The 20049-nt window shown below is 53.5% G+C and carries 18 protein-coding genes; 5 read left to right on the top strand and 13 right to left on the bottom strand.

The window, feature by feature from the left end:
- The first annotated feature begins 106 nt into the window (after nt 1-106).
- The gene (locus GJJ30_RS18440) at nt 107-1015 is read left to right on the top strand and encodes a DUF1338 domain-containing protein (RefSeq protein WP_154176654.1); all 909 of its coding nucleotides are present in this window, start codon (nt 107-109) and stop codon (nt 1013-1015) included.
- Between the two features lie 42 nt (nt 1016-1057).
- Here the strand turns inward: GJJ30_RS18440 and GJJ30_RS18435 are convergent, their stop codons facing one another.
- Nucleotides 1058-1396 (bottom strand): cupin domain-containing protein, encoded by a 339-nt coding sequence (locus GJJ30_RS18435; protein WP_154176653.1) that lies wholly within the window; start codon nt 1394-1396, stop codon nt 1058-1060.
- Nucleotides 1397-1573: 177 nt separating this feature from the next.
- On the opposite strand from GJJ30_RS18435, the gene GJJ30_RS18430 reads away from it, so the two are divergent.
- A complete protein-coding gene (locus tag GJJ30_RS18430) occupies nt 1574-2749 on the top strand; it encodes a PAS domain-containing sensor histidine kinase (protein WP_154176652.1) in 1176 nt (391 codons plus the stop codon).
- On the opposite strand, the gene GJJ30_RS18425 is transcribed toward GJJ30_RS18430, so the two are convergent.
- The 4 genes from GJJ30_RS18425 to GJJ30_RS18410 form a co-directional block, all read right to left on the bottom strand.
- Complete coding sequence (locus tag GJJ30_RS18425; RefSeq protein ID WP_154176651.1) at nt 2746-3333, bottom strand: biliverdin-producing heme oxygenase; 588 nt, start codon at nt 3331-3333, stop codon at nt 2746-2748. The genes GJJ30_RS18430 and GJJ30_RS18425 overlap by 4 nt on opposite strands.
- Before the next feature lie 2 nt (nt 3334-3335).
- Nucleotides 3336-3761, bottom strand: a complete 426-nt coding sequence (locus tag GJJ30_RS18420) for a response regulator (protein ID WP_154176650.1) — start codon at nt 3759-3761, stop codon at nt 3336-3338.
- 12 nt (nt 3762-3773) lie between these two features.
- On the bottom strand, nt 3774-6041 hold the full coding sequence (locus GJJ30_RS18415) for an ATP-binding protein (protein ID WP_154176649.1): 2268 nt from the start codon (nt 6039-6041) through the stop codon (nt 3774-3776).
- Between the two features lie 237 nt (nt 6042-6278).
- Complete coding sequence (locus tag GJJ30_RS18410) at nt 6279-7415, bottom strand: DUF4421 family protein (RefSeq protein WP_154176648.1); 1137 nt, start codon at nt 7413-7415, stop codon at nt 6279-6281.
- 169 nt (nt 7416-7584) lie between these two features.
- Between GJJ30_RS18410 and GJJ30_RS18405 the strand changes: the two genes are divergently transcribed.
- Entirely contained in the window at nt 7585-8403 is an 819-nt protein-coding gene (locus GJJ30_RS18405) for a glycoside hydrolase family 16 protein (protein ID WP_154176647.1), read from the top strand.
- 108 nt (nt 8404-8511) lie between these two features.
- Here the strand turns inward: GJJ30_RS18405 and GJJ30_RS18400 are convergent, their stop codons facing one another.
- From GJJ30_RS18400 to GJJ30_RS18385, 4 genes are read right to left on the bottom strand one after another with little or no spacing between them, the layout of a single operon-like run.
- A complete protein-coding gene (locus GJJ30_RS18400; RefSeq protein ID WP_154176646.1) occupies nt 8512-9195 on the bottom strand; it encodes a LytR/AlgR family response regulator transcription factor in 684 nt (227 codons plus the stop codon).
- Between the two features lie 5 nt (nt 9196-9200).
- On the bottom strand, nt 9201-10217 hold the full coding sequence (locus GJJ30_RS18395) for a sensor histidine kinase (protein WP_154176645.1): 1017 nt from the start codon (nt 10215-10217) through the stop codon (nt 9201-9203).
- Between the two features lie 29 nt (nt 10218-10246).
- Nucleotides 10247-10654 carry a DUF2846 domain-containing protein gene (locus GJJ30_RS18390; protein WP_154176644.1) on the bottom strand — a complete coding sequence of 136 codons (408 nt, stop codon included), beginning with the start codon at nt 10652-10654 and terminating at the stop codon, nt 10247-10249.
- Nucleotides 10651-11406, bottom strand: coding sequence for a hypothetical protein (locus GJJ30_RS18385; RefSeq protein WP_154176643.1), 756 nt, complete (start codon nt 11404-11406; stop codon nt 10651-10653). Before GJJ30_RS18385 ends, GJJ30_RS18390 begins: the two co-directional genes overlap by 4 nt.
- A 233-nt stretch (nt 11407-11639) precedes the next feature.
- Here GJJ30_RS18385 and GJJ30_RS18380 point away from each other — a divergent pair, with 233 nt between their 5' ends.
- Both GJJ30_RS18380 and GJJ30_RS18375 read left to right on the top strand, forming a co-directional pair.
- Nucleotides 11640-12899, top strand: coding sequence for a ComEC/Rec2 family competence protein (locus tag GJJ30_RS18380; protein WP_154176642.1), 1260 nt, complete (start codon nt 11640-11642; stop codon nt 12897-12899).
- Nucleotides 12900-12941: 42 nt separating this feature from the next.
- Nucleotides 12942-13667: a DUF72 domain-containing protein gene (locus tag GJJ30_RS18375; protein ID WP_154176641.1), complete on the top strand. Its 726-nt coding sequence runs from the start codon at nt 12942-12944 to the stop codon at nt 13665-13667.
- A gap of 88 nt (nt 13668-13755) precedes the next feature.
- Here GJJ30_RS18375 and GJJ30_RS18370 read toward each other — a convergent pair whose 3' ends face one another.
- The 4 genes from GJJ30_RS18370 to GJJ30_RS18355 form a co-directional block, all read right to left on the bottom strand.
- A complete protein-coding gene (locus GJJ30_RS18370) occupies nt 13756-14190 on the bottom strand; it encodes an ester cyclase (protein ID WP_154176640.1) in 435 nt (144 codons plus the stop codon).
- A 91-nt stretch (nt 14191-14281) separates the two neighbouring features.
- Nucleotides 14282-14863: a Crp/Fnr family transcriptional regulator gene (locus GJJ30_RS18365; protein ID WP_310588329.1), complete on the bottom strand. Its 582-nt coding sequence runs from the start codon at nt 14861-14863 to the stop codon at nt 14282-14284.
- Nucleotides 14864-15030: 167 nt separating this feature from the next.
- Nucleotides 15031-16506 carry a RagB/SusD family nutrient uptake outer membrane protein gene (locus GJJ30_RS18360; protein WP_154176639.1) on the bottom strand — a complete coding sequence of 492 codons (1476 nt, stop codon included), beginning with the start codon at nt 16504-16506 and terminating at the stop codon, nt 15031-15033.
- A gap of 16 nt (nt 16507-16522) precedes the next feature.
- A complete protein-coding gene (locus tag GJJ30_RS18355; protein WP_154176638.1) occupies nt 16523-19513 on the bottom strand; it encodes a SusC/RagA family TonB-linked outer membrane protein in 2991 nt (996 codons plus the stop codon).
- Nucleotides 19514-20049 lie beyond the last annotated feature (536 nt).

Raw genomic sequence — 20049 nt, 5'->3', positions numbered from 1 at the left:
GATTATTGCCGGTTATCGACAAAACCTGTTATAATTGACAAATCCGAAACTTTACTGTCAAAAATGACAGATAATCGACAATAGTATAGTTTTTCGACAGACTGATATGGGAGCTTCATCCAAACTTCAAACCCTCGACGCCGTTCTGAACGGGTTAATGACGCGGTATAGTGAGCGCGTTCCCGATGTTTTGGGCATCATCGACGCGCTGATCGACGAAAAGGTCATTCAGAAACCGGACGACATTGAAAATGACCACATTGCATTCCGGACGATGGGACTGCCGAGTCTCGGGATTCAGTCGTTCGAGAAGATTTTTCTGCATTACGGTTACGAAAAACGGGAACCGTACGATTTCAGGGAGAAAAAACTGAACGCGTATTGGTACAGTCCGCCGAAACCGCATTATCCGCGCATCTTCGTCAGCGAGCTACGGGTTCGGGATTTGTCGGACGAAGCCCAGCACATCATTTACAAGTATACGGATAGCGTCGTTTTCGATCCGGTCGATACGCTGGATCTGGACGATGCCCAGGCCGTCGACCGGTTTTTGCACCAGCCGCTCTGGCAGATTCCCTCGCTCGATGATTACCTGACGCTGCTGAAAGAGAGCGAATATGCCGCCTGGGTGATCTATAACCGCTATTACCTGAACCATTTCACGATTAGCGTGCACAACCTGAAACCGGGTTACAACACCATTCAGGAGTTTGTCGCTTTTCTGGAACGACGCGGTTTTAAGCTCAACAGCGCGGGCGGTACCATCAAAATCAGCCCGGATAAGGGTTTGCTGCAGGCTTCGACGGTGGCGCAACTCATCGACGCCGAATTTGCCGACGGACAGACTCACCGCATTGCCGGTTCCTACGTCGAGTTTGCCGAACGGCGCGTGTTACCGGAATTCCAGCATCTCCCCGCCGATCAGATCCGGCGCGAACACCGACGCGACGGTTTTGAAGCCGGAAATGCCGACAAGATTTTCGAAAGCACATTTACCTCGCAGACGGGGAAATAGCTTAACATGCAGGTAAAGCGGTAAAAACAAGCCGTATCGTGCCTATAAAAAATCCTCCCGCATGGGCGTGAATACGTCCACCAGAACGCCCGCTTCCAGCGCTACGGCGCCGTGGGGCACATTCGGCGGCAGGTGGTAAACGTCACCGGTTTTCAGTTCCCGGGTTTCGTCGGCAATCGTGATGGCAAACCGCCCGCTCTCGACGTAGCTCATCTGAGTGTGGTAATGGTGGTGAATGGCCCCCACTCCGCCCGCTTCAAATGCCACTTTCACCAGCATCAGATTGGCGTCGTACGCCATGATTTTGCGCCGGACGCCGGGGCCGACTTCCTCCCAGGGAATCGTTGCGTCGTTGATAAAGAGGGAATGAGTTGTCGACATCCGGAAATGGGTTTAAAGAGGTTTCTGGCGCAAAAATACCAGAATGCCGCAGACGATACCTATAGCCCAATCATGCCGGACAATCATTTTTAGTTATTCGGACAGAAAATCAACAATTGACTGCTTATCTTAGTTGATTAAATAGCGACACTGTCCGCCTGATTTGATTGATTTGCAATGAATAATCCACCCCTGGATTCAACACCGGATTCGTTACTGACTGAAATCGCTCGATTACGGGCGCTGCTGGACAGCTCACAGTCAGCCTTGTACCTGTTGAAACCGGTGCGTAAGAAAGGGGAGATAACGGATTTTGTCATCACCGTTGCGAATCAGACGCTGGCATCTTTTGTCCATCAGGAACCCAACGCCATGATTGGGGAACTGCACAGCCGTTGGTTTCCGAAGTATAAAACCAACGGTATATTCGATCACTACTGCCGGGCTTTCGCCCAGAATGAACCGCTCGAACTCGAACATCATTACAACACCGACGGTGCGGATCGCTGGCTGACCGTGGTAGCCAGCCGGTTTGGTGACGAGTTGCGCGTGACGTTTCTGGATGTTACTGATAACAAGCGAACGCAGCATCAGCTCGAAGCCACGATTCACCAGATCCGGAATTCTAACGAAAACCTGGAGCAGTTTGCCTACATCGCGTCCCACGATTTGCAGGAACCGCTGCGAAAACTACAGGCGTTCGGCGACGTTTTGCAAAGCCAGTTTGCGGATAGTCTGGTGGACGGCGAAATTGACCTCGTTCGCCGGATTCAGAATTCGGCCAAACGGATGCAGGTACTGGTGCGCGATTTATTGACGTACTCGCGGTTGTCGACCCAGACCGAGCCGTTTGAAAATATTTCCCTGTCGAAACTGATCAAGGAGGTTCTGAGCGATCTGGAATTGTCCATTTCGGAGAAAAAAGCCACGGTTCGCGTGTCGGCCCTGCCCAATTTGCTCGGCAACCCGCTGCGTTTGCGGCAGTTGTTTCAGAACCTGGTTGCAAACGCCATCAAATTTCAGAAAGGCGATCAAAAACCGCTGATCCAGATCAACGCCAGTTATCCCGACCTCGGCGAACTTCCCGAAGAACTGCGGAATCAATCCCAGCGGCTGTTTCTGCTGATTGAGGTCGCCGACAACGGTATTGGATTTGACGAAAAATACAAGTCGCGGATTTTCCAGCCGTTTCAGCGGCTGGAAAGCCGGTCGGCCTACAGCGGCACCGGTATTGGGTTGGCGATCTGCAAGAAAGTGGCCGAAATTCACGGCGGAGCCATCGACGTTTCCAGCGAGGTGGGACAAGGCTCCACCTTTAAGATTTTCCTGCCCGTTTACGGACAGACCGGCTAAACCACAGCCGGTTTTTCAACTTTTGTCTGTCTGAAAATAGTGTGATACGTCCGGAATGCCTCGCGGGCCGCTTCGATGATTGTCGCGTGATCAGCTTCTTTTTGCGCGGCTAAAATAGCTCCGAAAGCTTTCCATTTTTCGAGTGCTTCTGCGCCGTATCCCCGGTAAAACCGGGCATTCTGAAGAAGTGGCTGTAAATCCGGGCTTTTCTGTAAATGGTGAAAAACCACTTTTCCGCCCAGCATCGAACCTTCACCTACATAAGCCGCGCCCAGCAGCTCGACGGGCGACCAATTCGCAAACAGGTCTGACTGTTTGTCTGGTAATGCGATTGCTAATTCGGCCAGATCCGCTTTCAGCCAGGGTGATTTCCGGCGGTCGGTCTGGTTGTACTCCTGAAAAAAAACCGAATTTCGCTCAATAGCCACTTCCAGGTCCCGGTGAAAAACCGCATGTACCTGCAACAGATGACGGTATTGATCGGACGTCAGCACTCCGGTTTTTAAGGGTTCCGTATAGAGCAGTTCTTCGGTTTCTTCGTGTAAGGCACGGGTTTCACTCCGCAATCGTTCCGCTAACGTCATGGTTAAAACACTACATTGTTATCAATCAGCCAGAAATCACAAAGTCGCCGTAATAACTGATTAATTGTTTGATAACCACCCGGTTTTACTACATAAGCGTTGGCCCCCAATTCAAACGACTGGCTGATGTCCTGCGGATTATCGGACGTGCTGAAAACCACAATCGGCAGCAGCTTTGTCCGAGCCAGCGAACGGGCTTTTTCAATAATTTCAAAACCGCTGTATTCCGACAAGTCCAGATCCAGCAGCAGCAGTTTGGGCAGCGGAGCGGGCTCCGACAGGTATTTGCCCTTCGCGCCGAGGTAATCGAGGGCTTCGGAGCCGATATTGATTACTTTAAAGGAGATTCCTTTCTCCATTTTCCGCATCACCCGACGAAAAACGTCGGCATCATCCGGATTGTCTTCAACATACAATACATCTAACATGGTCGTACAAGTTTACGAAGTTTGGTTTTCCTTCGGAAATGAAACGGAAAACGTGGTCTCGCGATTGGGGTCGCTGTGAAACCAGATTTTTCCTTTGTGGCGGCTCATAATCCGTTTAACGATGGCCAGACCAACGCCGGTCCCTTCAAAGCTGGCAGCATTTTCCAGGCGTTTGAAGAGGTCGAACATTTTCGTGGCATGCTTCATATCGAAGCCAATACCGTTGTCTTTAACGGTATAAATTACTTCCTCGGCGGTTTCCCGGCCAGCCACCCGCACAACGGACTCCGGAGCCAGCCGGGAATATTTGGTCGCATTGGAAATCAGATTTGTGAAAACCTGATTGACCATGGTCGGATCGCCAAAAATCGTTGGCAGTTTGCCATATTCAATGCGCAGGTGGCGGTTTTTCTTGTTTTCCGTCACCATAATCTCGTCGCGAATCACGTCCAGCATTTTCGCCATATTGAGCGGCTGGAAGTTCAGTTCCGTACGACCCATCCGGGAATAATACAAAATGTGCCGGATCAGTGACCGCATGCGCTCCGTCGAATCCAGAATTTTCTGGAACATCACGCGCGTATCGTCATCCATGATGCCGCCCTGTTCCTCCATGATGATTTCGGCATAACAGCGGATCGACGACAGGGGCGTCCGTAAATCATGCGAAACCGTGTAGCTGAACGCGTCAAGTTCTTCGTAGGCAACCCGCAACCGCTCGTTCAATTGCCGGACTTCGTTGGCCTTCCGCGACACCACCTGCAACACATCTTCCCGCAGTTTGATGGCAACCGAAATCTCGGCGTCCTTCCAGGGTTCCGACGTATTGCGGACGGTTTGCGACCAGGCTTCGAAGCTCTTGCGGGGGTGCAGAAACGGCTTTCCATCGTTCGAAATCGTAACGGGCTTAGCCGGATTTCCGGCCCAGGTTACCTGCCGAACCTGCTCCGGTTTGAACCAGAGCAAATATTCGTTCAATTCCTTCGACAACACAACGGCCAGCATGCCCGACGCCACATCCCGAAAGGCCTCCGCCATGGGGTAAAGCTCGGGAAGCCGATCGGTTTCAAAAACCGTATCGAACGATTCCGTACCCAGCCAGTTTGTAATGCCGGCCACGGCGGAATCACTCGGTACGCTGCCCATCGAATAAAACTTATTATCGAACACCAAAACCGCTCCGGTAGCGCTGGTAATGTTCAAGGCCGACACCGGATGCTGCGTCAATCCCACCACAATGTCCCAATCCTCCAGAATCTGGCTGTTGAGTTTCTGCTCGTTCTGCTGAACCTGAAACAGAAACGATTGGTCTTCCTCATTTTTCCGAAATTCGAGCGCCGACGACAGCAACTGGCTCACGAACTTGGCGGCTTGCCGCGCCGGAAAATCGACAAACCGGGGCGTCGAATGGTGGCAGGAAATCAGACCCCACAATTCACCGCGGTAGAGCAGCGAAATGCTCATGGAGGCCTGAACGCCCATATTTTTCAGGTATTCAATGTGAATCGGCGACACCGCCCGCAACACCGAATGGGTCAGGTCCAGCGGTCGGTTCTCCGATTGGCTATTGACCGAAAAAATAGGCGAAGGTGTGCTGCCCACGTCGGCGATAATCCGTACCAGATTGGTTTTATACAATTCGCGGGCCTGGCGCGGAATGTCCGAAGCCGGGTAATGAAGGCCCAGATACGGTTCCAGATGCGGTTCTTTTTCTTCGGCAATGACTTCGCCGTGCCAGTCGGAACCAAAACGATACACCATCACCCGGTCGTACCCAATGATTTGCTTGACGCGCCGGGCGGTATTCTGGATCAATTCCGTCAGCGTCCGGTTCGACTGCACTTCGGTTAAAGCCTCCGCCACCAGTTGCTGATCGAGGTTGCCTTGCGCCGAAACCACCGGCTCCCATTCCAGAATAATGAGGTGATCGTGCTGGTGCGCAATCAGGTTCCACTCCTGGCCATTCAGCCGAAAATGGTGCGGATTCATCCGGGACCAGGTATTTTCGCGTTTTCCAACGTTCAGAATAGCCACCAAGTCCACGGCTGGCAAATCGGTTTCGGAAACCAGGTCTTCCAGCGGTTTTCCCAGCAGGTCGGCGGCCGGTCGATTGACAAACGAAGCCGCATTTTCACTGGCATACCGAATGACAAAATCATCCGCAGAGATGGCCACTAAAAAACCGTGGGACTGAATATAACCGGGAATGTGAATAGGCTCCGATTCGCAATTGGTCAGATCGATTCCTGAATTCGTTGTATCGGTGTTTGAAACAATCATTATGTTAGATCAAAAGACCCGACGGTCTCTGTTCGAATTTGGCTAAAGGTTCAATATGACCAAACCTATAAGGTAAAACTTAAGCCGTATTCCAGCAAATAAAACCTGAAAAACTTAGTTTAAGTTTTGAAAAAGTTAGTTACAAATTTCTTAAAAAGCGTCCGAATATCGCCGTCTTGTCGGGATTTAATTCCGAATAGTTCACTAAAATCGCTCAAGCTGGCGGAAAAAGTCTTTCTAAAAACCGGGTAATCGGTGTAGCAGGCCCCGGGGTTTAAAGGGGAAGTGCATACCAGCGACTAGCCGGATATCGGTATTAAAGCTCCGCAAAACGTTGTTGCCTTCGAGATTGCCGGAGAGAAAAACCACCGCGTACGTCGCGCCCGCGAAATACCGGCCGTTGTTGTAGCCCACCGTAATGCGGGAATCGCCCTGCAAACCCGTCCGGACGGGCAGCGACCGGTTATTTTCGCCTGACAGTGAGCTGGTTGCCTTGTAAAGCGAGACGCCCGGCCGCACCAGCAGGGTCGTAAAAAAGTAGTTCTGAAACACAAATGTCTGGATGTATCCGGCGTTGAGGCTGTAACTGAACGACCGGTATTTGGTCAGTTCGGCGTCGGTCGGGAACAACGGTCGGACAACGTGCGGAAACAGCGACGAGTCGCCTTTGATCTGGGTCAGAATCATCGTCGCTCCCGCCAGAAAAGAGCCCGCGCTTTTCTTTTGCCGTTCGCGCTGCATCAGCGAGGCCGGGTTGGAAAACTGCCGGTGGTTGAAACAGTAATACAGCGAGCTGTACCAGGTATGACTCACCAGATCAGGGCGTTGCGGGTAGGCAATGTGCGTGCTAAACCAGTCTTTTTCGAGAATTTCGGGATTATTCAGATACAAACCCCGATACGACTGGTAGCTGGTACTGAACCAGACCCGGCGGCCGTTGTAACTTAGGCTGGTGCCAAACTGCTTCGTTCGGCCCCGCGAGTCCTGCAGATTCCGGTTGGCATACGGTATTCTCGTCGTCAATTCCGCGCTCAGCCACGAATAACTCACCCCCACGCCAAACGACGACGAGCCGTTGGGTCTGTATGTTAGATGGTCCTGTTTACCAATGAGTTGCAGGAAATAATCGTGGCCCTGGCCAATCAGACGAACGTGCAGATGGGCGTAGTAAGTGGCAATGTAATTGGTGTCTACTTTGGGCGGGTGAACCGTCAGAAGGGTGTCCAGCGAAATACCCAGTATTTTGACTTCTTTCCGGGTTGTATCGGGTTCAGACTGAGCGAACGCAGCGGCCGTCAGCCCGATCTGGGCGACCAGCCCGAGCCACATGCCAACCCACCGAAACCGGTTCAACCCGTTAAAATTACCGCTCATTACCAATGCAATAAAAACCAACGACGGTTATATAACCGCCAACGATGCGGTTCGGTTAAGTCTGCGGTTTATAATCTTTACGGTGTGCTGTAAACGAGCGCCAAACCGCATTTTTCAATTCTGCTCCGAACGAGTATTTTTACCGGGTTATTCCTGAAACCGTCCGTTTATGAAACCGCTTTTCTGCCTCCTGCTCTGGTTGTTCGCCAGCCAGACCGTGCCGCCCGCCGATGACTGGAAACTGGTCTGGGCCGATGAATTCGATACGCCCGGCCCGCCCGATCCAAAAAACTGGAAATTCGAAACCGGTTTTGTCCGCAACAACGAACACCAGTGGTACCAGCCCGACAACGCCCGCTGCGAGAACGGTTTTCTGGTGATTGAAAGTCGTCGGGAAAACCGCCCGAACCCAAACTGCCAGCCCGGCAGCACCAACTGGAAAACCAGCCGTGACTCCATTCATTATACGTCTTCCAGCCTAAATACCAGAGGGTTACACCAGTGGCAATACGGGCGATTCGAGATGCGGGGACGCATTGACATTCGGCCCGGTATGTGGCCCGCTTTCTGGACGCTGGGTGTTGCGGGTTCGTGGCCGTCCAATGGCGAAATCGACATCATGGAATATTACCGGGGCATGTTGCTCGCCAACGCGGCCTGGGGCACGGATAAAAAGAATGTCGGTGCCTGGAGCACGACCAAAAAGCCGGTCACCGAGTTCAACGATCCCTCCTGGTCGGAAAAATTTCACGTCTGGCGCATGGACTGGGATGAAAAATTCATCAAGCTATACGTTGACGATCAGTTGCTTAACTCGGTCGATCTTTCAAAAACCGTGAACGGCGACGGCAGCGGCAAAAACCCGTTCCACCAACCGCACTACGTTCTCCTGAACCTCGCGATCGGCGGCCAGAACGGCGGTGATCCGACGGCCACGAAATTCCCGGCGCGGTTTGAAGTCGATTACGTACGGATTTATCAGAAATAAAGGGTTATATCGCGGAGTTGAGCGGAGAAAAAGGGAGTTAAGCTGAGAAATTTATGCTAAACTCCGCTTAACTCTGCGCTTCTCCGCTCAACTCCGCGATACAACTCTTCATTTTCTCAGCAGTCGTTGTTCCAGCGCCGGGCGGTAACTGGCGGCCAGCGGGATGACCACGTTGCCCACCGTCACCTGATGGCGCTCCAGCTTGCGGATGGATTTCAGGGCTACGACGTACGATTTATGCACCCGGATAAACTGGTCGTCGGGCAGCATTTCCACCATTTCGGCCAGCGTCATGCGCGTGCTTACCTGCCGGTTCTGTTCGTGAATGAAGAGCAGGTTCGTGTCCGAATGGATGTACAGAACATCGCCCAGATTCACGCGCACCCAGTCGTAACCGTCTTTTACAAAAATGCTCGACGGCTCCCCGCGTTGCAGCAGATGCTGGGTATAGGCTCGGTTGCAGCTCTGCAAAAACCGGCTGAACTCAATGGGTTTCAGCAAATAATCGAGCGCGTTCAGGGCGAATCCTTCCAATGCATAGTCGGTGTGGGCCGTCGTAAAAACAACCGGTTTATGCAGCGGAGCAATCAACTGGGCAAAAGCGGTTCCGGTCAGGTCCGGCATTCGGATATCCAGAAAAATCAGATCGACCCGCTGCGCATGCAGATGAGCCAGCGCGTCGGTTGTGTTCAGGAAGGTCTGGGTCAGCTCCAGAAACGGAACCTTGTCGGCATACCGGCGCAAGACATCCAGGGCTGCGGGTTCATCATCGATGGCAATTGCGCGAAGCATACGGTTTATAGGTCGATTCGTAACGTTACGTCAAACACGGTATCGGTTTGGTCAATCCGTAAATCGTGGCGGTTGGGATACAGCAACGCGAGCCGCTGACGGGCGTTTTTGATCCCGGTCCCCGACCCGGTTTTCGCTCCGTTTACCACCCCGATGGTATTGGTAACCCGCATCCGGAGCTGCCGGTTTTCGACCAGCACATCCAGAGTCAGGCGCGCCGGATAAACCAGGCTGATGCCGTATTGAAACATGTTTTCCACAAACGGAATCAGCAGCAGGGGCGCCAGTTGCGCGGGGTGTCCATCCCAATCCAGCCGGGTTTCCAGTTGCAGGGTGGCGACCTGGGGCAGCCGGGCGCGTTGCAGGGCCAGGTATTTTCCCAGAAACTGAAACTCCTGCTCAATGGAAATCGACGGGCGCGTGGATTCCTGGAGGGTAAACCGCAAAATACCCGCCAGTTGCTCGATCAGGTCCGCAACGGGCTCATTATCCGATCGTTGAGCTTCGTTGTAGATAGTGTTCAGCGCATTGAACAGAAAATGCGGATTAATCTGCGCCTTCAGGGCCGTTAGCTCGGCTTCCGTTTTTTGCTGAATCAGTTGCTGTTGCTGTCGGCGGGTTTGCCAGGTATCCGCGATAAAACCGTACAGAATCATAAAGCCGATTAAAAGGCTGGCAACCAGGATGTTTTCGTCAATAAAACCGGGTTCCTGATCTGTCCGCAATTGCAGCATTTCAAACAGCAGCCAGGCGAAAAAACACAGCCAGCTCCAGTAATACGGCCTGGTTTTTTCCTGTGGCATCCACCGCCGAAAGGCCAGCCGGTAATTCAGATACGCCAGCATCCCGATGCAGAACAGCAGAAACAGCAGTCCCAGCAGGTAGCGAACCAGGCTTCCCAGATCGGGTAACTCCTGATCCAGCTGTGGGCCAACAACCTCATACAGCCGCCAGCCCCAATACATCAGCAGGGCGGTCAGGGCGACGGCCAATAAGAGTTTTGAGCGGGATTGTCTGTTCATGAACGAATTAAACGGAATCGGTTTTGGGCTTAATTTCCGGTTTCGGGCTTCATTCGGCGAAGTTCCTTCTGGGCCTGCTGCGGATCGACCGGCGCCATCAGCATCACCGAACTCAGAAAATCGACTTCGACCACCGCCTTGACGTAGTAGGTCTGACCCGCCTGCACCCGTAACCAAAGGGGGCGGCTGTCCGTAAAATAATCACTGTAAAACTCAATTTTTATTCGCCCCGGCGCCACCGGGAGCTGCACATACCGATTGGGCGACAGCGCTCCGGCTTTTTGACCATTGATTTTAAAGGTGTAAGCCGTACCCAGACCCGAAATAAACTCTTTTTCCCGGTATAAAATCAATTGTGCGGTTTCAGTTTGGGTGGGCGGCTGATCCGTATCTCTGCTAAAAAACAGCGCGAAGAGACTGAGCAGAAGCGTTTTCATGGCTTTTGACGACCCGAAAAATTGCGGGAAATGTACAACCCAACCTGGAGATAAAACTGGCTGACCCGTTCCTTCGGCGCATCGACCAGTTCATAGGCGTTGGAACGCCAGGGGCTGGCCTGAAAACTGCGCCGGTAACCAACCCGACTGACCCACTGAAATGTATTGGGACGTTTTTCTCGCTGCACAACCTCCACGTTTACATCCCAGAAACCGTTGGTTTGGATCAGAGACGGCACATTTCCCGGGGCGGCATACTGAAGCATGTTTTGAAACGAAACCACCTGCGTACTGGGTCGAAACAGTCCGTATTCGTAGCGGATACTGCCCAATCCGGCATTGATAAAAACCCGTTTGTTGCGCGTATTGGCCACATCGTAGCCCAGCAGAATGGTGATCCCACTGACACCCTGACGCTGGGCGAACAGCGAGGTGCCTTTTTTATCGGGCGGAAGTAAGCTCTTGTCAATGCCAAAAAATGCCTGCAGCGTTCCTTTAAACCGTTGCCGACGATAGGCAAAAGCCGCCAGGGCCAGCCGGTCGAAGGTTTTGTCGACTTTAACCTGATTGGCCCGAAAGTAACCATGAAGGGTAGGCAGATGGGTGTAGGCATACGAAAAACCGGGTTCCATGATCCAGCTCGACCGAAAACTGCTTTTGGGCGGAATCGTGGGTGTAGCCGTGGAATCGTCCGATTGCCCCCAGACCGGACACGCGGCCAGTAGTGTCATCATTACTAAAACAAGTTTCATATTGGAATGCGTTGGATTCATGACTCCAAAAAAAACGCTGCCCGCATCCGTTTCCAAACACCCGTGGGTAATGCCGTCAGGTTCGTGGGCAAACCGCTAAAGTTTGTGTTGAAGATTTCGTTGGCCTCCGCCGGGAAGCCTTAACTTAACATTACCTTTATCCCGGAATCCGTACCGTATCAATTCGATTGATTAAGTTTATCCGATCATTCGTCATCCCTCCGCAACCCTTTATGAAACGGCTCCTTGTACTTGCCTGTCTCTTCGTTTTAAATAGCGCCTTTATCACTCACGCTCAGCAGGTTGGTCAGACACTGCCCGTCTGGCAGGAAGGCAATCTCGACATTCACCAGATCAATACCGGTCGCGGAAATTCGGCCTTTTTGATCCTCCCCGACGGCACGACGGTTTTGATCGATGCCGGTGAACTGGACCCGACCGGCCCGCGCACGATGAGTCCGCGCAACACGCCCGCCAAACCCAACGGCGACCGGCACGCCGGGGAGTGGATTGCGCGGTACGCCCGCAAAGCCCTCAGTTTCCGCAGCGATCCGGCCATCGATTACGCCATCATGACGCACTTTCACGACGACCACATGGGCGCGCCTTCGAAGACGTCGAAAAAAGCTCCGGCGGGCAATTACGTGCTGACGGGCGTGACCGAAGTGGCCGAACACATTCCGGTTCGCAAGATCATCGACCGCGCCTGGCCCGATTACAATTACCCGATCTCGGGCGATCCTTTTCCGCTGGTGAAGAATTACCGCCAGTTTATCGATTGGCAAATCCAGAACAAGGGCCTGAAAGTAGAACGGCTGCAGGCCGGGCGAAACGACCAGATTCAGTTGCTGAACCAACCCGCCAAATACCGGGATAAATTCGAAATCCGAAACCTGGCCGTCAACGGTGAAATCTGGACGGGGGTTGGAACCGTCACCCGACAGCACTTTCCGGAACTGAAATCACTGCCGCAAAACCAGTATCCCAGCGAAAACATGTGCAGCATGGCGCTGCGGCTGAGCTACGGCAAATTCGATTACTTTTCGGGTGGTGACATTCCCGGGGTCCTGCAATTCGGTCAGCCGAGCTGGCACGATGTGGAGACGCCGGTGGCGCAGGTGGTGGGGCCGGTAGAGGTTCAGTTGCTCGACCACCACGGCAACCGCGATTCACAGAACGGTTTTCTGCTGGGCAGTCTGCGCCCCCGCGTGCTGGTTATTCCGGTCTGGTCGTCCGACCATCCGGGCCATGACGTGCTGGCGCGCATCTACTCGCAGCAGGTTTACCCCGGCGACCGCGATGTGTTTGCCACGGACATGCTGGAAGCGAACAAGTTGGTGATCGGCGAGTTGCTCAACCGCCTGAAAAGCGATTCCGGGCACGTGCTGGTGCGGGTCGATCCGGGCGGAGACCGTTACCGCGTGATCATTCTGGACGACAGCGACGAGTCGTTTCGGGTCAAAGCCGTTCACGGGCCGTATCAGGCGCGGTAAACAAAACGGTTTCAAACCGGTTTTGCTGATGTTTGAAATCGTATGCGTATCCACATTGGCACATCGGGCTGGAGTTACGACCATTGGCAGGGCGTTTTGTATCCGCATCCCACGGCGGTGCACGACCGGCTGGCGTATTATGTCCGGCAGTTTCAGACCGTCGAGCTCAACAGCAGTTTTTACCGCTGGCCCCAGCTCAGCACTTTTGCCGGCTGGCGCAGCCGCCTACCCGACGGTTTTTGCCTGACCGTTAAAGCGCCCCGGGGATTGACGCACGCCAAAAAGCTTTACGCCCCCGAAGCCTGGCTCGACCGGATCAAAACCTGCTGGCACGCCCTCCGTGAAAAACGGGCGGTTTTGCTGGTGCAGCTCTCTCCGCACCTGGCCTACGATTACGACCGGCTGGCTTATTTTCTGGAACAAATCCCCGACTGGTTACGGATTACCGTCGAATTCCGGCACCACAGTTGGCACAACGAAGAGACGTTTCGGTTGCTGGAGAAACACCGGGCGGCTTATTGCATCATGAGCGGGGCCAACCTGCCCTGCATTCTGCGGGCAACGGCCCCGTTCGTGTACGTTCGGATGCACGGCCCCGATCAGCAGCATTTATACGGCGGTTCCTATTCCGACGCCGACCTCCACTGGTGGGCCGACCGCATTCGGGAATGGGTGGCAATGGACAAGGATGTTTACGTGTATTTCAACAACGATGGTGGAGGAAACGCCGTGCGAAATGCGCTGACACTGAAGGCAATTGTTGGGTAGTACGGTTTTAGATGTCGTCCCGATGGGACGAGGTTCCAAGGTTGTTCTGTAAGCTAAACCCGCCATAAAACCGCATCAATTTGATCAATTACCCCTGAATCTTGCAGCCGTGTGCGCTGTTCCGCAATTGGTTTTCCAGCGAATTTCCGTCCAGCAACGCCCAGTGCTGGCTAATTTTTCCGTCGGTTAACCGGAAGCAGCGATAACCGACGACGGTCGCTTCCGCGCCAACCGGTTCGATGTCGCGCCAGATGCCAATCTGACGAACCTGCATCCGGAATTTGATGATGCAGGTATCGCCCTCGGTGACCTGCTCCTCAATCACGGTTTGATGCTCGAAAGCCTGACTCGTCGCCGTCACCCAGTGCTTCAAGCCCTCCTGATTGGCCGGAAAAACCGCCGGGAGCGAATGGTCGATAAAATCCGAAGTCAGGTACTGATCCAGCGTCTCCAGGCGGTTTTTGTTCCATATGTTTTCAACGAAATCGGCGACCACTGCGCCGGAAGTTGTCCGTGTGTTCATGTTGTCTTTCTGTTTACGGGTTGATAACGGCAGCAAAAGTCGCTGGTTTCCGGCAACTCAACCTGTGACAAAAATCACAAAATGAACCCGCTTACGGTTTTTTACGCAGGCGGCTCAGCGTTTCCCGTGCCATGCCCAGGTACGAGGAAAGTTGCGAAAGGGAAATGCGTTGCAGAAGATGGGGGGAATGCCGGACGATGTGCTGATACCGCTCGGCGGGCGAATAAATCCGGAACAGATTGCCGTGCTCCTCCTGATCGACCAGCATCTGCTCCAGCAGATTCCGACCAAACGATTCGATTTCGGCAGACTGGCGGTACAACTCCAACAACTTTTCTTTCGTGAATTCCCAGACAACGGTTTTTTCTCCGGCCTGAATCCAGTAGGCTGATGGTGCGGCCGAACGCAGGCTTTTTAGCTCCGTTACAAAGTCGTTTTCGAAGGCAAACCGGGTGTTTATTTCGTTTCCCTCTTTTGTAAAGTAAGTCCGCAAATAACCTTTTTCGACGTAATAAACCGTTTTGCAAACCTCACCTTCCCGCAACAAAATCCGGCCTTTTTCGAGCGGTTTTGGCCGCGTGGAAGCCATCAGTAAATCGAGCGCTTCCGGCGACAGATTGGCGATTGATTTGATTTTCGTTTCCAGAATACCGGTCATTCGGGTTTGTCTCACTCAATTGGAAGCATAAAGTAAGGCGTTTTCCGGTTTTTCAGAAACCGAATAACTCAAAAACCTCCGGCCTACGAACAGAAAACGTGGCGGACGAACGCATCCCAGCCAATGAGTTGCGTTCATCCACCACGTTTCGTAACAGGTGAACTTACTACAAAACCGCCCTATTAATTCAAATTCGGGTTGATCGACGTATCCGTGTACGGCAGCGTAAACCAGTAATTCGCCTTGGTAATGGGTTTGATCGGTTGCAGATCGTCCGGGCTCTTGGCGGCATTGGCGGCTTCCACGCGCTCGAGCCGGATCAGGTCGAACCAGCGGGTGCGTTCACACGCAAATTCCCAGGCGCGTTCCTGCACCACTTCGTCGGCAAACTGGCTGGCCGTCAGTCCGTCGGCGGGCGACAGCGCCTTTGTGCCGGTGGCCCAGCCGCGCAGCCGGACCTGATTCAACGCATCATACGCCAACTGGTCAGGACCGCCGGTTCCGCGCGCTTTGGCTTCGGCGTAAATCGTCAGGACGTGCGGATACCGCATCATTACCGACGGCAGCGAAATGCTGGACGTTACAACGTTGCCTTTGATGTACCATTTCTGGTAATACGGGTGCTTGGTCAGGCTCTGCTGCCAGGGAATTTTGGTAGCTCCCAGACCAAATTCCGTCCGGAACGTGGCCGTCTTGCGGGGACCGGCCGGAAAACTGTTGAAGAAGTTCAGCTCGGCAAACATATCATCCCAGCCGCCTTCTTCGCCCGGCATCGTCGTGTTGCCGTAGGTCGCGTTGGCCGTGCCGCTTCCACCCGTAAAACCGCTGATCTGGAAGACCGATTCCGGAATGGTTGCCACCGCCGGATCATTCGCGAAAACTTCCGCAAACGTCGGCATCAGCGCAAAACCGTAGGTCGCGCGGTTGTCGATCACCTCTTTTGCTTTGGCAGCCGCCAGGTCATACTTGTCGGTTTGCTTCAGCGGCCAGCCCGCCATCGTCAGGTAAACATCGGCCAGAAATGCTTTCGCCGAACCGGCGTTGGGCCGACCCGGATCGCGCCGGGTGTTGGGCAGCATGGTTTCCGCTTTTTTCAGGTCGTCCACAATCAGGGCATATACCTCCGCGGGCGTCGATTTCTTGATCGTCAGCAGATCGGTCGAATATTCGCCCGCCGTCACCAGCGGAATATTGCCGTAAAACCGGGTCAGCCAGTAGTACGAAAAACCGCGAATGAAATACGCTTCGCCCGCAATGATGTCGATCGTCGCTTTGGTCCCAACGGTTTTTGCGTAATTATTGATGACGTTGTTGGCACCCTGAATGGCTTTGTAACAGCCGGTATAAACAGCCCCGGAACGCTGGTTGGTCGTCGAAACGTTGAACTGGTCGAACTCGCGCCAGTCGGCCTTGTTACTGGCCGGGTGGGTCGTTACGTCGTCGCTGCCGATGGTGGCGGCATTGGCCGAAGGGTGGATAAAGCCGTAGCCCCACTGGTTAGCCAGCCCGCGATAAGCGCCGGTCAGGGCTGATTCCAGACCATCCTGCGTCGAGAGCACGTTCGGGCCGTACAGCAAACCGGTGGTGTCTTCTTCCAGGTAATTCTTGCAGCCTGCTCCCAGCACGGCTACGAAAGCAAATAAGAGTATCTTTTTCATGGATTTTCGGAGGAGATTAGAAGCCCAGGTTGATGCCGAAGGTGTACGTTTTCGCGTTCGGATACGAACCGTAGTCAATGCCGATGGCGGTGTCTGTACTGGAACCGACGCGCGCGGATTCCGGGTCCGGACCTTTGTATTTCGTGATCGTCAGCAGGTTGGTTGCGCTGGCGAAAACCCGAATCGTGCCTTTATTCCGCAGAAAACCGTTCGGGATGTTATACGAAAGACTGACGTTTTTCAGCCGTACGAAGCTGCCATCTTCCAGAAACCGGCTCGATTGCGTGAAGGGCTGGTACGTTTTCGTGAAGGCTGGTACATCGGAAGTTTCGTTGCCCGGCCGGTAGTAGTCGCGGATTTCCGACAGAATGAATTGCCGCGCATCACCCGACCCCGACAGCGCAGCCGCCCGGGTGTAGTTCAGCTTATCGACGCCGAATACGCCGTTGAAGAACAGGTTCAACGTCAGACCTTTGTACGTAAATGTGTTGTTCCAGCCGCCGGTTGCTTTCGGGAACGCCCGGCCAATGATCTGGAAGTCGTCGGTCGTGATCGTGTTATCGCCGTTCAGATCCTGGTAATGCGGATCACCCGGCACCCGGCCTTGTTTGGCCGCCTGATCGGCTTCGTTCGGTTTCCAGGTGCCCAGGTATTTCAGTCCCCAGTACGATCCCAGCGGCTCGCCCGGCATCAGCATAAATTCGTTCGTGGTCGACATCCCCGCGCCAACGCCGGTGCCGGTACCCAGCCGGGGCAAACCGCCCAGATTCAGTACCTGGTTTTTCAGCGTTGAGAAATTCAGGTTGGTTTCCCAGCGAAAACCGCCCTGGTCGATCGGCGTTCCCCCGATGGAAAACTCGAAACCTTTGTTCATGATTTCGCCCACGTTGCGGTATTGCGTACCACCTCCGGCGTAGCTCGGAATGGCCACGTTCAGCAGCAGATCGGTCGTGTTTTTCTTGAAATAATCGGCTTCGACCCGCAACCGGCCGTTCCAGAATTCCATTTCCAGACCCACATCGGTTTGTTTGGTCGTTTCCCACTTGAGGTCCGGATTGCCCGGATTGCCCAGAATCACCCCCGCTGAGGCTGCGCTGTTGTTGAAAGCTACGACCGTTGTTCCGTAAGTCGACAGGGTTGCGTAGGGGTTAATGGCCTGGCTACCCGTCATCCCCCAGCTACCCCGCAGTTTCAGGTTGCTGAAAACACCGAGATTTTTGATGAAATCTTCTTCCGACAACCGCCAGCCGAGTGCGACCGACGGGAAAACGCTGTACCGATTGGCGGCACTGAATTTGGACGAACCATCCCGGCGAACGGCCGCTGTCAGCAGGTATTTGTCTTTATAAGCATAATTCACCCGACCCAGGAGCGAAAGCAGCGTCCATTTCTGATAAGCGGATCCCACGGTCGCTGCGGTATTGCCGCCAATGTTGTCGTAGCCCAGTTGCGGAAACCGCAGGCCGGAAGCGCTCGCCGTGAAGTTCCGATCCGTAAACTGCTGCGTTTCCAGAACCGCTACGGCGTTCAGGGAGTGATTGCCGACTTTAAGGTCATAATTCAGCGTATTGGTGTTTTGCAGCGTCACCTGCTCCGACGAATACCGGCTGGCGTTCGGCACATTGTTGGACAGGCGTTTGCCCGTAAAGTTCAGGTTCTGGATGTCCAGGTAATTGACCGCATACTGCAAATCAACCGACAAGCCTTTGATGGGTAGTTTGTAGTTCAAACCGCCGTTGATGTTCAGGCTGGCGCGTTTGGCGTCGATCGACTGATCGTACAGGTAATCCAGCGGATTCCGGTAAACCGAACCGATCGGGTCCGTGAAAGTCGGCTGGCCGTCGGTGCCGTAAGCGGGCGTAGTCGGTGCCCAGGCCAGGGCCTGCACAATGGCACCACCGTCGAGCGTGTTGTGGTTTTTGGATTGCGTGCCCCACAGGTTGACGCGGAACGAAAGCTTCTCGTTGACCTTCGTGTTCAGGTTGGTACGCAGAATATACCGCTTAAAACCGCTGTTGTTAACGATCCCGTTCTGATCCAGGAAATTACCCGAGATCAGGTAAGTAGTTTTGTCACCACCGCCCGAAACCGTCACCTGGTGCTGCTGACCACCACCATTCCGGAAGACTAGACTCTGCCAGTCGGTTCCGCCGTTCTGTTTAAAATCAGCAATCTGGGCAGCCGTAAACGGCAGGTTCGAGCCGGTGGCCGTGGCCCGGGCGTTCACAATTTCGGCAAATTCGCCCGCTGGTAAAACGTCGTAGCGCTTGATGTTCTGCGCCACGCTGAACTGGCCTTCGTAGCTAACTTTCAGGCCGCGCGCGCCTTTTTTGGTCGTGATGATGACAACGCCATTCGCGCCCCGGCTACCGTAGATCGAAGTCGAAGCCGCATCTTTCAACACCTGAATGGTTTCGATATCGCTGGGATTCACGAAGTTAAAGTCGGCACCCACGTAGCCATCGACGATGTACAGCGGGTTGTTACTCCCCAAAACCGAGTTGGCACCGCGAATCCGGATGCGGGCGTCGCCACCGGGTGCGCCGTTGGTTTGCGTGACCTGCACACCGGCAGCCCGTCCCTGCAGCACCTGATCCAGACGCGTAACGGGTTGCTGCGCAAATTCTTTCGTAGAGATGGCCGTGAGGGCGCCGGTTACGTCGGTTTTGCGTTGGGAACCGTACCCAACCACCACGACTTCATTCAGGGTCTTTAAATCTTCCACCAGCTGAACGTTGATGACCGAGCGTCCATTGACCGGAATGGTCTGGCTGGCGTAACCTATATTGGAAAAAACCAGCGAAGCATTGCTCGCTGCGTTCAGCGAAAAATTGCCGGACGCATCGGTTGCCGTTCCCAGCGTTGTGCCGCTGATCTGGACGTTGACACCGGGAAGTCCCTGGTTATCGACGCCGGTAACTTTACCGGTTACCCGACTACTCTGGGCAAAGGCGTAAACCGGCCCCAGTAGTAGCAGCAAAATGAAAAGTTTTAGAGATTTTCTCATGGTTGGAAATGGATTATTGGTACGAAAAAAGGAAACTCGACCTGAGCGTTGGGCTCAGTAGGGTACGCGTGCGTAGCAGGGGCGCTTCTCCGCCGGGCGGAATCGTGTGGGCTTTCCCATTGTGTTTCATAGGATAACGGTTTTGTTGAAAACTGTTCATGAATTCGCTTAATCGTTTAAGCAATTGGTTAAAACTAAAAGTCAACCTGTTTTTTACTGTTCTGTAGGAGTTTAGAACCAATTTCACTTTCACAAAGACCCGGAATGATCAAGTCGGAAGCTTTCGATCTTCCGTAAATTCCGGTGGTGTTTACCTAAAGTTCGGATTGGTAGCTTAGGATAGGATTTTCAAAAGATTCTTTTCGCTCAACGTTTGGTTGACGGTTTTCAATATTCTTTAACGGAGTTTTTTTGGTACTCAATCGTTAGAGTTACGGCCTTCAAAACTATGCTTAATCCTTTAAACAAAAAAGTTTTTATCATTTTTTTTGTTTTTTTAATCACTAATTCAATTTAAGAAAAAGGAGCTTTACCGG

It is taken from the genome of Larkinella terrae (assembly GCF_009668025.1).
Lineage (GTDB): Bacteria > Bacteroidota > Bacteroidia > Cytophagales > Spirosomataceae > Larkinella > Larkinella terrae.
This window is presented reverse-complemented; position numbering and strand designations above follow the sequence as displayed.

What these genes read in the sequence shown, in the direction of transcription:
- GJJ30_RS18440 (WP_154176654.1), top strand. Translation starts at nt 107, where the DNA reads ATGGGAGCTTCATCCAAACTTCAAACCCTCGACGCCGTTCTGAACGGG.
- GJJ30_RS18435 (WP_154176653.1), bottom strand. Translation starts at nt 1,396, where the DNA reads ATGTCGACAACTCATTCCCTCTTTATCAACGACGCAACGATTCCCTGG.
- GJJ30_RS18430 (WP_154176652.1), top strand. Translation starts at nt 1,574, where the DNA reads ATGAATAATCCACCCCTGGATTCAACACCGGATTCGTTACTGACTGAA.
- GJJ30_RS18425 (WP_154176651.1), bottom strand. Translation starts at nt 3,333, where the DNA reads ATGACGTTAGCGGAACGATTGCGGAGTGAAACCCGTGCCTTACACGAA.
- GJJ30_RS18420 (WP_154176650.1), bottom strand. Translation starts at nt 3,761, where the DNA reads ATGTTAGATGTATTGTATGTTGAAGACAATCCGGATGATGCCGACGTT.
- GJJ30_RS18415 (WP_154176649.1), bottom strand. Translation starts at nt 6,041, where the DNA reads ATGATTGTTTCAAACACCGATACAACGAATTCAGGAATCGATCTGACC.
- GJJ30_RS18410 (WP_154176648.1), bottom strand. Translation starts at nt 7,415, where the DNA reads ATGAGCGGTAATTTTAACGGGTTGAACCGGTTTCGGTGGGTTGGCATG.
- GJJ30_RS18405 (WP_154176647.1), top strand. Translation starts at nt 7,585, where the DNA reads ATGAAACCGCTTTTCTGCCTCCTGCTCTGGTTGTTCGCCAGCCAGACC.
- GJJ30_RS18400 (WP_154176646.1), bottom strand. Translation starts at nt 9,195, where the DNA reads ATGCTTCGCGCAATTGCCATCGATGATGAACCCGCAGCCCTGGATGTC.
- GJJ30_RS18395 (WP_154176645.1), bottom strand. Translation starts at nt 10,217, where the DNA reads ATGAACAGACAATCCCGCTCAAAACTCTTATTGGCCGTCGCCCTGACC.
- GJJ30_RS18390 (WP_154176644.1), bottom strand. Translation starts at nt 10,654, where the DNA reads ATGAAAACGCTTCTGCTCAGTCTCTTCGCGCTGTTTTTTAGCAGAGAT.
- GJJ30_RS18385 (WP_154176643.1), bottom strand. Translation starts at nt 11,406, where the DNA reads ATGAAACTTGTTTTAGTAATGATGACACTACTGGCCGCGTGTCCGGTC.
- GJJ30_RS18380 (WP_154176642.1), top strand. Translation starts at nt 11,640, where the DNA reads ATGAAACGGCTCCTTGTACTTGCCTGTCTCTTCGTTTTAAATAGCGCC.
- GJJ30_RS18375 (WP_154176641.1), top strand. Translation starts at nt 12,942, where the DNA reads ATGCGTATCCACATTGGCACATCGGGCTGGAGTTACGACCATTGGCAG.
- GJJ30_RS18370 (WP_154176640.1), bottom strand. Translation starts at nt 14,190, where the DNA reads ATGAACACACGGACAACTTCCGGCGCAGTGGTCGCCGATTTCGTTGAA.
- GJJ30_RS18360 (WP_154176639.1), bottom strand. Translation starts at nt 16,506, where the DNA reads ATGAAAAAGATACTCTTATTTGCTTTCGTAGCCGTGCTGGGAGCAGGC.
- GJJ30_RS18355 (WP_154176638.1), bottom strand. Translation starts at nt 19,513, where the DNA reads ATGAGAAAATCTCTAAAACTTTTCATTTTGCTGCTACTACTGGGGCCG.